We start from the raw sequence: 10,787 nt of genomic DNA, 5'->3' as shown, positions 1-10,787 counted from the left end.
GTCAGAGGTGTATAAGAGACAGTCCGAGGACCGGGAGGGAGCCGATGAGCCGGGCACGCGGACCGCGAGGTCCAATCGGGCGGGTGACGGGCATCTCGCGCGCGGAAGGCGCCAGCGTCATCCTTCGCATCCGGGCCCTCCAGAGCGTGGAGGGCGCCGCGCCGGTGGCGGAGCGCAACGCGCCCCAGCGCTCCTTCGCGGAGGTGATGGAGCGCCACGCGCAGGGGTTGAACACCGCGGAGCCCCTGCCGTTCCCCGTGGCTCCCAAGCCCCTGCCGCCGCCCGTGCGCGGTCACGAGGACGAAGAGCTGATGTCCTCGGAGCCCGCCCCCGACACCTTCGTCGGGCTCATGTGGTCCAAGCTGAAGCGCTCCCGCTGAAGCGCTCCAGGGACGCCGCTCCCACCACGTCGCGGCGAACCGCCCAGGGACAGACACGGAGTCCGCGCTCGCCATATCGTTGGCTGAAGCGCTCCAGGGCGCTCCGTCCAGACCGCTCCCACCACGTCGCGGCGAGTCCGCCCAGGGACGCGTCCTCCTGGCACGTCCCGGTGTTGGCTGAGGCGCTCCAGGGAAGCGGCTCCCACCACGTCGCGGCGAGTCCGCCCAGGGACGCGTCCTCCTGGCACGTCCCGGTGTTGGCTGAAGTGCTTCGGAGAGCGCGCTCTGGCCGGACCGCTACCACCACGTCGCGGCGAGGCCTCCGAGGGACACGTAGTCCTGGCTCGCGGCGTCGTTGGCGGAATGGGGATCCGCGGGGACGCTGAGCGTCCTTGTGGCGGTGATGCGGTAGGACAGGCCCACGCTGGAGCGCGGCAGCGGCGCGCTGAAGCGCAGGAGGGCGGTGTCTCCCACGGCCATCGGCCCCACCTCGCACTGGAGCGTGCCGGCGGACATGAGGCAGTCCCGGGTGCTGGCCTGGAGCCCCGGAGGCAGGGCCACGGTGATGACGGCCCGGCTCAGCGGATCCGGCCCGTGCTGCGTGACGGTGAGCGTGTAGTCGATGCGCGGCACGGACACCCCCGGCCTGGGGACGGCGGTGAGCGTCACCTCCACGTCCGCGGAGGCCGCGGCCCTCAGCACGGACACGTCATGGCCCCGGGTGTTGGCGGTGACGACGTCCGGCTTCAGGTCCCCGTCGAGCAGGCCCACGGCGAGCGCAGCGGGGCCTTCGCCGGTGGCCAGGCGCGTGGGCGCGCCGAAGGAGCCGTGGCCCTGGCCGGGCAGGAGGGACACGGTGTCCTCGTTGAAGTTCGCGGTGATGAGGTCCAGCATCCCGTCGCCGTTGAAGTCTCCGGCCGCGACGAAGTACGGGCCGCCCTTCACCGCGAAGTCCACGCGCGCGGGGAACGTCCCGGCGCCGGTGCCGCGCAGCACGGACACGCTCTGGCCCCGGAAGTTCGCGGTGACCACGTCCAGCTTCCCGTCATCATCCACATCCACCACCGCGACGGAGTAGGGCGCGTTGCCCACGGGGAAGTCCATGCGCGGCCGGAACGTCCCGTCCCCGTTGCCGAGCAGCACCGACACCGTGTCCACGAAGTTCGCGGTGACCAGGTCCGCCATCCCGTCGTGGTTGATGTCAGCCACCTTCACCGCGAACGGGCTGGTGCCGGTGGTCACGTCCTTCTGGTGCACGAACCGTCCGGAGCCCCGGTTCAGCAGCACCGACACGGAGTCATCCAGCGCGTTGGCCGTCACCACGTCCAGGAGGCCGTCTCCGTCCAGGTCGCCCACGTCCACGGCCGAGGGCTCCGCGCCCACGGAGTGGTCGGTCCGCGCACCGAACGTCCCATCCCCGCGCCCCAGGAGCACGGACACCGTGCCTCCGAAGTGGCTGGTGACCGCGTCCAGGTGGCCATCCACGTCGAAGTCCCCCACCGCGACCGCGCCAGGCAACGCGCCGGTGGGCCGCTCCAGGCCGGGCGCGAACGTCCCGTCCCCCAGGCTTCGCAGCACGGACACGGTGCCCGCGGTGTGGTTGGCCGTGATGACGTCCAGGCGCCCGTCCTCGTTGAAGTCACCCAGCGCCACGGCGCGCGGCCCCATCCCCGTGGGAGACGCGCGCGGCGTGTCCAGCAGCGGCCGGGCCGGGCTGTCCGCCATCCGAGGCAGCGCCGTGGCGATCAGCACCGCGACGCTGAACAGCATCACGCCCGCATGGGCCATTCGTGGGTGTCTCATGTTCATCCCCCTCTTCATTCACGATTCACGGCCCTGAACCGGCAAGGCCGTATGAACGCGGTTTCCGGGACATCCCCGCGTGATGTCGAAGAAGTAAGAAGGGGCGCCGGGCGGGGCCATGCGGCCCGGGGGAAGGTGGGGTGACGGGCGGTGGACAGGAGCATGTCCCCGGAGGGACGGCTTGCGCGCGGGGTAGGCTGCGCCGTCCCATGGCTCTTCCGTCAGAACCCCCGTCTTCCTCCCGCCAGCCGTTGGTGGTCACCACATCGGACCGGGTGGACGCACCGCTCGCACAGCGTGCGCGGAGTGCGGCGGAGGCGGTGGGCGTGCCGTATGTGGAGCGCCACCACAAGCTGCCCCTGAAGAAGCTGCTCACCGACATGGCGGACGCGCTCATTGTCTTCGAGTCCACGGCGGTGTCGCTGGTGGACGCGGAAGGGACGCTGCGCTTCTCACCGGGGCTGGCGCACCTGCGGGTGAAGCAGCTGGACGCGGGCGTGATGGAGGACCAGCTCGTGCGCGTCGCGGGCCTGCGCGAAGGGGAGCGCGTGTTGGACTGCACGCTGGGCCTGGGCGCGGATGCGCAGGTGGCGGCGCGGCTGGTGGGGCCGGGCGGAAGCGTCATCGCGCTGGAGAGGAGTCCGGCGCTGTATCTCCTGGTGCGGCACGGGCTCAAGGGGCTCGAGCGCCACCCGGCCGCCTGCGCGGTGAGCGTGGTGTACGCGGACGCGGCGGAGTTCCTGCGCACGCTGCCGGACGGCGCGTTCGACGTGGTGCTCTTCGATCCGATGTTCGAGCGCGAGCGCAAATCCTCCGCCGCGTTCGAAGCGCTGCGCCGTCACGCGGACTACTCGCCGCTGACGCGCGAGACGGTGGAGGATGCCCGGCGCGTGGCTCGCCGGGTGGTGGTGCTGAAGGGCTCGCGCTACTCGAAGGACTTCAAGAAGCTGGGCATCACCCCGGAGCCCGCTCGCCCCAACGCCACGGTGTTGTGGGCCCGACTGCCGGGTTCGGGCAAAAATGGAAATCCTGGTGGACCAGGAAAAACTTGATAGCGTCCCGGAGGGCTGTGACCCACCACCGGGAGCGACACATGAAGACGCTGAAGCGGGGACTGTTGCTGATGGGCTGCCTGCTGGGGACCGTGGGCTGTGGCGTGGAGGCGCTGGAGGAGGGCGCACCGGTGCAGGAGGACACGCAGGAGGTGTCCGCGCAGGCCGGCTGCATCCCTGGCCAGACGCGCACCCTCAAGGTGGGCTGCTGCACGCCCACGCTGGAGCGCCGGCAGAACCAGATCTGCACCAACTCGGCGGGCTCCTGGAGCAACTCCGGCTCCAGCTACTGTGGCGGCTCGACCCTGAACTGCTACGGCGGCTGAAACAGGCTGGAGTTGCCCTGCCGCGGACGAAGCGCCGGAACCTGTCCGACAGTCGGACAGGTTTCCCAAGGGGCGGTCTCACGGAGGGCAGGAGTCAGCTGACGGCGCGTACTCTGGACAGTAACTCCTCGCGGAGGTCCGCAACCCCTCTGAGGGGACACGTCACGAACCCGAGGCTGGCCCGAATCTTGTGCTTGCTGAGGTCCGAGCGGAAGTGCTTCTGGAGAAATTGCTGGTCGGGAGGCGACTCGACACCTGACACGACCACTGCATGGATTCGAGCAGGGGCGCACCGGGAATGGAGGTTCTTGGCGGTCAGAAGTATCCCTGAGGTGAGCTGAGCAACGGCCTTGCTGAAATCGCTGCCGCGCTTGAGCTCAAAGAACAGGAGCCAAGGCTGGGCTCGCAGCTTGCGCCGGTAGAAGAACATCCCGTCACAGACTGACGTCCCATCCGGCTCTTGGTGGCGGAGTTCGTCGTGCGGGTCGTCCAACTGGAACAGGAGCACCGCTTCCTGGCCCTCGGGAGAGAGCTTCGCGCCGACATCGCTTTCCGAGAGCGAGTAGTCACCGGGCTGCAGTCCGTTCCAGAGGAGCCGATCAAAGGCGCCCCCCGCCGTCGTACTCATTCGCCCCTCTCTGTTGCGTCGAGCGCGGCATTGAAGATCTGGCTGAGCCGCTGGGTCACGGGCGCGAAGGTGCTCTTCGTGATGAGGCCGGTCCCGGGATCCATCGCGTTCGTAACCTTCACCTCGGCGCCATCGGAAGTCGTCTCGAAGGCGTAGACCGAGACCTTGTCCGCCGGCAGGAACGCATCGCGTGTCTTGAGCCGGAACTCATTCGCGAGTTTCGCTTGCTGTGCCTCGGGAGCGCGCCCCGCCTCAATCAGGTTGTTGAGGTGGTCGATGACGTAGGGACTGTGGGTCGTGAAGATGATGCGGATCCCGTGGTTGACCATGACCGCCATCAATTCGACGAGCGCGAGCTGTGCGACGGGATGGGCATTCATCTCCAACTCATCGATGAGGAGGACGTCTCCTGGCGAGGCGAGGGACCGGATGTAGTGCGAAAGCCCAGCCAGGGACCGGGAGAGGGAGGATGCCACGGAGATGGGAAGCTCCTGGCTGGCGCCGATCTCCAACACAAGACGCTCTTCGCCTCGATCGCCTGTGAAACGGATGTTGCCTCCGGTAATGGGAGCGAGGAACGGCAATAACGCTTCTTTGAGGAACGCCTCCCTCCGAGAAGCTCCTCGCATGCGCCGCATGACGCCTAGGAAGTCCGTCATGGGATGCGGGAGATCCAGATCGTCATCGCCCCCTTCGGCGGCCAGTAACAGCCCGGCGCGCTCTGCAGGAAAGCAGAGCACGTTCAACAGGAGCTGCCGGAGTGGCCAGGTACAGGCGTCTGTGAGCTTTTTCTCGTCCCACTGCGTGTCGGAATAGGTGCGCCTGATTGACTTCTTGAGATTGTCGGCGCGAGTCCAGAACGACGTGATGCTGAGCAGGCCCGACTCGGGTTCGAGTTCAGCCACTACGGAGTCATGCCGCGCTTCCAGTTCCTTGAGGGCAAATGAAAGCTCGACCAGGGCATCCGGAGCAATGCCCGTCTTCTCGCCAAGAAGCGATGCAAGCTGATCCTGGTCCAGCGAGGACTCGAATGTTCCCTTCGGCCAGACGCCCAGTTCGTCCACACCCAGGGTCACAGCCGCCTTGGACGTTCCCTGGCTTGAGGCTTCGAAGAGAGGTTGAAGGCGTTCACGGACTCTTGAGTAGAGCGGATCTGTCGTGCTGACAGCCAGGACGTCCATGGCGTTCAAACCAGTGGATACTGGCCACAGGAGCTCAAACAGCGCCCATGCGAGCCAGGTCTTGTTCGTTCCGTTATGCCCGCTGAAAACCGTCAGCGGCCGGATGTCGAGTTCGGCGTCCGTGATCCGCCCGAGCTTGTGAACGGTGAGCTTCATGTGCTCGTCCTATCCCACGAGGAAGGGTCCCTCGAGGCTGAATGCGTCCTGGTATCGACTGGAGGGGCCTATCGGAACTCGTTCACGATGTAGACACCTGCTCTGGGGGAGCCGAGCACCGCTGTTCCAGGCTTGGACTCCGGCAACTTCCGGAGTTGTCCGAGCCCGAGCCTCGCGACCGCGCAGATGGGGACCTGATCTCCTCCATCCAGGGGTTGGGCGGCGTAGTACCGGATCACAGCTTGCGGCCCGTCTGCCCAGACGCGGCCGTAGAGCCGGGCCGGTGCGTCAAGCGGGCCCAAGTTGTCTTCGAGGACGCTTTCGATGGGACCGGCGTACAGGGTGATGGGATAGGCGCGGGACTGGTTCGCGTCGAGCTGAACCCAGGCAGAGTCACCCACGAACAGCCGCAGGTACTTCATCGCCTTGCGCGCTTCTTCAGGACATTCTTCAGGTCCCGGCGTGCCATCGGAACGCAGGGCCACCTTGCCCGTCGCGGTGCCCGGGCAGCCAGGTGCCGTCATGAGCAGGACCGCGCAGGCCAGGAGCGAGAACGTGCGGGATACCATGCCTCGCGCTCTTATCTCGCCAGGAGCGATGGATCTAGCTGGACGATCGCCTGCCTCAAGCCGTCCTGGCGGTAGATCTCAAGGAAGAGGCTCGTCAACACGCCTTCTTCCTTGAAGGCACTGCTGTCCACGACAGCAGCCACCACGCCGGAGCCTCCGAGCGTGATTTCGCGCGTCGTGACGCGAATCGCGACCGCTCGAGCATGACCGCCGTCCTTGGTCACCAGCCGTGCCGACTTCAGACTCCAGGGCTTTTGAGAATGGGTGTTCTTGACCTTGAAGACGACCGCGACCTTTCCCTTGCCCTGAAACACCTGAGCATCCACCTCGCTCTCATCATCCTTGCCGGAAAAGCGGTCCGCGAGTTTGAACGGGGTCTGCGCGATGGCCTCTGAAGCCAGCAGGGCCGCGAGCGCATGGTCCTCGGAGGTCTCTTCCTTGCGGTAGCGCTCGTTCTCCTCGGTCAGCGCGAAGTTCTCCTTGAGTGCTCGGAGCAGCGCCGCGTGCATGCTCGCATAGCTCTCTGGATCCTTGAACACGTCGACCTGCTGGTCCGCGACGTCCGATTGCCTCCAGCCCGGGTGACGCAGCAGGAACGCCACCTCCGTCCCATCCACCAGCGTCACAATCAGGGGAATGCCTTCGTCGTCGGCGAGGTCATGGATGGGCTCCAGGACGACCTTGTTGCGTACCACCGCCAATGGTTCGAGGCGCCCCTCCCAACCGAGCAGCTTCGTCCTGTTGGGATCCACGGCCTTCTCGAACCGCAGCGTCGTGACCACCTGCCCCCGCACATAGACCCTGTGGGTGGAGTCACTCGGATGCTCTGAGAGCAGAAGGGGCCGGAGGGCCGGTTCGCGGTCACTGGCCACTGAAGCAGAGGCCACAAACAGGCTGAGCAGGCCGGTCCGGAGAGATGGTGGGATTCGCATCGCATGGACAACCTAACAGGGCAGGTTCTCATTGGACAACCACCGAGGGCGGCTGAGCGGGTCGTAGGCTCCCTTCCGCGGACGAGGCGCCGAAACCTGTCCGGCAGTGGGACAGGTTCTGGAGCAAGGCGCGGCCGGAGGCTTCATGCCCGCTTGAAGGCGCTCGCGTCCGGCAGGCCGCTGCCGCCCAGGTCCGCGCCCATGGCGGTGAGGACTCCGGAGAAGATGTCCGGCTCGTTGGAGGTCACCTTGCCCGGCTGGGGGGCTCCGGTGCGCGCGTCGAAGCCGTAGGTGAGGGTGGTGTTCGGGTCCACGCCTCCCAGCACGGTGTTTCCCTTCACCATGGGCGACAGCAGCAGGAAGCCGTTGTTGAGGTCGTGGCCCGAACCGAACTCCGTGGCGCCGGAGGGGCGCGGACGCGTGCGGCCGAACTCCGTGGCCACGTAGATGAGCGTGCGGTCCCACATGGATTCACCCGAGTCCGCGTCGAACGGCTCCGCCTTCAGCAGCGTGATCAGCGAGTCCACCGTGGACAGGATGCGCGCCCACATGAAGGCCTGTCCGCCCCGGTGGTCGTTGTGGCTGATGTCGAACGCGAGCGGCGGATTGGCGATGCCGTTGGGCCCGCCCACCGCGACGTTGAAGTCCGGCCCCAGCGTCACCGACACGGATACCCGGTACTTGAGCAGCAGGAACGCGAGCGCCGCCTGGCCCTGAACCGGGTCCGTGAAGAAGCCGGGGAACACCTCGCGCAGCCGCGCCCCGTCCGGTGAACTCTCCAGCCCGTACTTCGACAGGGGAATGGATGGCAGGTCCGGCAGGACGTTGAGCCTCGTGATGAGGTCCAGGGCTTCCAGCTTCGGTTGCTGGACGCCGCGCTGTTCGTTCCAGCGCTTCAGCGCGCCACTGTCCTGGAAGGTGCGGCCGAAGATGGACTTCTGGTCCAGGGCGTCCCGCGCGCCGCGCGCCAGCGCGATGACGTCCTTCGGCGGCGCTCCGGCGATGCCCCGCGAGCCATCCAGGCCCAGGGGCCACAGGGACGGGTTGACCACGGGCTCACCGAAGCAGGACAGGGGCAGGCTGTCGTCGGTGCCGCGCTCGGCGTAGCCGCCCGTGCCCATGTTGACGTTGGGCAGGGGCATTCCGCTCCCCCACTGGAGCGCGACGGCCTCCTGGAGCGTTCGGCCCCGCCATGCGCCGTTGCCGGTCAGCGAGCGCTTCTGCGCGATGCCGTGGTTCACAGACGTGCCCACGGAGGTGGCCACGAGCATCTCGCTCGCGTGCTTCTTCACGAACGCCAACTGGTCGGTGTTGACCGGGATGTTGATGCTGCCCAGGCGCGTGTTGCTGTACTTCACCGCGCGGAAGGGACTGTCCGCCACGCCCTGCACCTGCGCGTCCGGGAAGGTGTTGAGCGCGGCGGCGTTGGCGGACTCGGACTGACGGACCGCGAGGAAGCTGTCCACGATGGACGCGCCCCCCGCCGCCCCGATGACGATGAGGAACTTCGGCTTGCCGTCGAGCGCGTCGCGCTTCCGGCCTGTCTTCTCCAGGGACTCGGGCGTCTGGAGCGAGTCCCGGCAGCCGGAGAGGAAGGGCGCGAGCGTGGTGCCCGCCGCGCAGAGTGACAGTGCCCGCAGCATTTCCCGGCGCGAAAGCCGGCCCGTGGTCTTGAGGGTCATGGGAGGGGTTCCTCAGTAGAAGACGGCTTCGGCGGAAGAGAAGACGGAGAGACACGCGGCCTGCATCCACGCGACCCCTGGCGAGGCCACGCCGGTGGCCTGCACATCGGCGGACAGCCGCACCAGCGTGTCCCGCTCGTCCCGGGTCGGGTCGCGCAGCCACGCGCGGCGCACCAGGGAGGTCACGGCCGTGGCGACCGAGGGGCTCGCGGCGTCCGCCAGCTTGCCGTCCGCGGTGAGGACCACGTCCTTGAACACCACCGCTGCGGCGGGCGTGTTCACGTCCAGCGCGATGCGCGCGTTGCAGGCGGAGAGCACGGTGCGCTCCACGGCGATGGGCGTGGTGGCGCCCGTGACGGGGGCGGTCTCGTAGACGCTGTGCTGGTAGGGGTCCACGCCGCCCAGCGCCACGCCGTGCACGGTCTGGCAGGGGTACTGGCCCAGTTCGTTGCATACGGAAGACGCGGGCAGCTCCAGCGCGTGGGCCAGGTCGAGCGACAGGCGCTCGGGGCCCTTGAAGCGCAGGTTTCCCTTCTGGGACTTCGCGACGCCGCCGTCCCAGCCGGGCGTCACGCCGGGGTTCGCGTCCGGCCCCAGGTCGACGGCGGGGGGCAGCTTGTCGGAGCAGCCGGTGAGCAGCAGACAGGTGAGCAGCAGGCGTTCAGGGCGCACCGTAGGCCTCCGTGCGGATGAGGTCGTGAAGCATCTTCTGCACGCGGTACGCGTGCGTCGTGCGGAAGGCCTGCCAGGTGCGGACGAACTCCTCGTTCTCCTCCGGCAGGGGCGCGTGGCCGACGAGCAGCTTCCAGTAGTCCGTGACGGTGGAGATGGCGAAGGCGTCGCTGTTGGCGGCGACCCGGGCCCACTCCATGAGGTTGTTCACGGGCTGGCCCAGGATGACGCCCTGCTCTGGCGTGTTCTTCAGCGTGGCCGCTTCGTTGGGGAAGAGCAGCTCCAGCCGGTTGGGGATGTAGCGGTTGGGCAGCCCGCCCAGGCCGTTGTAGTTGCGGTACGGGTACGACAGCGGATCCAACGTCGCGTGGCACGCGGCGCACTGGGGCGCCTGGACGCCCTTGGCGTCGTAGTCGCGCGGCTCGTTGGGGACGCTGTGCAGGCCCTCCTGCTTCGCGATGTCCAGGCCCAGGTACGCTCGGTACATCTGCGACGCGGCGTTGCGCGGCAGCGCGGTGAACATGACGAACGAGGTCAGCGTCCACGCGCTCGTCATGTTGCCGGCGCGGCGCGAGGCCTCCACGAACTGGGAGGAGAGGCTGTTGGTGGCGGTGTACGCAGTGGGGCCCGAGCCCGAGCGCTTCACATAGAAGCTGGCGGTGAGGACGTCGCGCGCGTCGTGGTCGTCCGTCTGGGACCAGGTGAAGAGGGCGTAGTCGTCGTAGTAGTCCGCCAGGGGGATGATGCCCGCGTCCTCGCCGGACTTGATGGAGCCGACGGGGCGGATTTTGGGGTGGGCCACCTTCCACAGCTGCCCGTGCTTGCCGCGCCAGAAGTCGGACTGGAGGCAGCGGTCCAGCTCCTGAGCAATGAAGGCGCGCTGCTTCTCCTCGCTGCCCAGCTCCAGGAAGGTGACCACCTGGGCGTAGGTGGGGGACGTGCCGCAGAAGTCGCTGAGCATGCGGCGGTACGCGAAGCGCGGGTCGTACTGGCAGACCTTGAACTGGGGGTTCTCTCCACCGCCGCAGATGCCGCTGGGCGGGACGCTGGTGGCGTCGCCGGGGAGCGAGCCCTGCTCGACCTCGAACTGGTTCGGGGCGCCGTCGCCGTCGGTGTCCTCGGTGGCGATGGCGCGCAGCGCGGCGGGGAGGGCAGCGGCGAAGTCCGCGTCGGAGAGGGGGCGCGGCTTGCCGGGGGCGAGGTGCGGCTCCAGCGCGGCGCCGTAGCCGTTCCGCTGGGGCGGGGCCACGTGACAGTACGTGCAGGCGGGCTGGGTGCCCTGGCAGGCGGGCGCGGTGGGGTACTCGGAGCAGAAGGTGCCGGGGCCGGTGGGCATGGCCACGGCCGGCGTCGCGAACCCGAGCAGCAGCAGCGCGGGCAGCAGCCAGCGGCGCGGGGTGGGGGAG

Annotated in this window: 11 protein-coding genes; 3 read left to right on the top strand and 8 right to left on the bottom strand. The window is 68.1% G+C overall.

Annotation, left to right across the window (positions count from 1 at the left end):
- Window positions 1-83 precede the first annotated feature (83 nt).
- Window positions 84-380: a hypothetical protein gene (locus D7W82_RS35290; RefSeq protein WP_120622512.1), complete on the top strand. Its 297-nt coding sequence runs from the start codon at window positions 84-86 to the stop codon at window positions 378-380.
- 297 nt (window positions 381-677) lie between these two features.
- On the opposite strand, the gene D7W82_RS35285 is transcribed toward D7W82_RS35290, so the two are convergent.
- A complete protein-coding gene (locus tag D7W82_RS35285) occupies window positions 678-2,183 on the bottom strand; it encodes an FG-GAP-like repeat-containing protein (protein WP_158617783.1) in 1,506 nt (501 codons plus the stop codon).
- Window positions 2,184-2,503: 320 nt separating this feature from the next.
- Here D7W82_RS35285 and D7W82_RS35280 point away from each other — a divergent pair, with 320 nt between their 5' ends.
- Together D7W82_RS35280 and D7W82_RS35275 are read left to right on the top strand one after the other, a co-directional pair.
- Window positions 2,504-3,235 (top strand): class I SAM-dependent methyltransferase, encoded by a 732-nt coding sequence (locus D7W82_RS35280; protein ID WP_370451119.1) that lies wholly within the window; start codon window positions 2,504-2,506, stop codon window positions 3,233-3,235.
- A 41-nt stretch (window positions 3,236-3,276) separates the two neighbouring features.
- Window positions 3,277-3,561 carry a hypothetical protein gene (locus D7W82_RS35275; RefSeq protein ID WP_147439707.1) on the top strand — a complete coding sequence of 95 codons (285 nt, stop codon included), beginning with the start codon at window positions 3,277-3,279 and terminating at the stop codon, window positions 3,559-3,561.
- A gap of 94 nt (window positions 3,562-3,655) precedes the next feature.
- Here D7W82_RS35275 and D7W82_RS35270 read toward each other — a convergent pair whose 3' ends face one another.
- The 7 genes from D7W82_RS35270 to D7W82_RS35240 all read right to left on the bottom strand — a co-directional run.
- Window positions 3,656-4,189: a hypothetical protein gene (locus tag D7W82_RS35270; RefSeq protein ID WP_120622508.1), complete on the bottom strand. Its 534-nt coding sequence runs from the start codon at window positions 4,187-4,189 to the stop codon at window positions 3,656-3,658.
- Window positions 4,186-5,526, bottom strand: coding sequence for an AAA family ATPase (locus D7W82_RS35265; protein ID WP_120622507.1), 1,341 nt, complete (start codon window positions 5,524-5,526; stop codon window positions 4,186-4,188). The genes D7W82_RS35270 and D7W82_RS35265 overlap by 4 nt, the downstream gene beginning before the upstream one ends.
- Before the next feature lie 68 nt (window positions 5,527-5,594).
- Window positions 5,595-6,095: a hypothetical protein gene (locus D7W82_RS35260; RefSeq protein ID WP_120622506.1), complete on the bottom strand. Its 501-nt coding sequence runs from the start codon at window positions 6,093-6,095 to the stop codon at window positions 5,595-5,597.
- A gap of 11 nt (window positions 6,096-6,106) precedes the next feature.
- Window positions 6,107-7,027: a DUF2381 family protein gene (locus D7W82_RS35255; protein ID WP_199727933.1), complete on the bottom strand. Its 921-nt coding sequence runs from the start codon at window positions 7,025-7,027 to the stop codon at window positions 6,107-6,109.
- A gap of 143 nt (window positions 7,028-7,170) precedes the next feature.
- Window positions 7,171-8,709, bottom strand: a complete 1,539-nt coding sequence (locus D7W82_RS35250) for a hypothetical protein (RefSeq protein ID WP_120622504.1) — start codon at window positions 8,707-8,709, stop codon at window positions 7,171-7,173.
- 12 nt (window positions 8,710-8,721) lie between these two features.
- Window positions 8,722-9,381 (bottom strand): hypothetical protein, encoded by a 660-nt coding sequence (locus tag D7W82_RS35245; RefSeq protein ID WP_233588128.1) that lies wholly within the window; start codon window positions 9,379-9,381, stop codon window positions 8,722-8,724.
- A partial coding sequence (locus tag D7W82_RS35240) for a hypothetical protein (RefSeq protein ID WP_370451118.1) occupies window positions 9,371-10,787 on the bottom strand: 1,417 nt, incomplete at its 5' end. The genes D7W82_RS35245 and D7W82_RS35240, both read right to left, overlap by 11 nt.

The sequence above is a fragment of the Corallococcus sp. CA049B genome, from assembly GCF_003611685.1.
Lineage (GTDB): Bacteria > Myxococcota > Myxococcia > Myxococcales > Myxococcaceae > Corallococcus > Corallococcus coralloides.
This window is presented reverse-complemented; position numbering and strand designations above follow the sequence as displayed.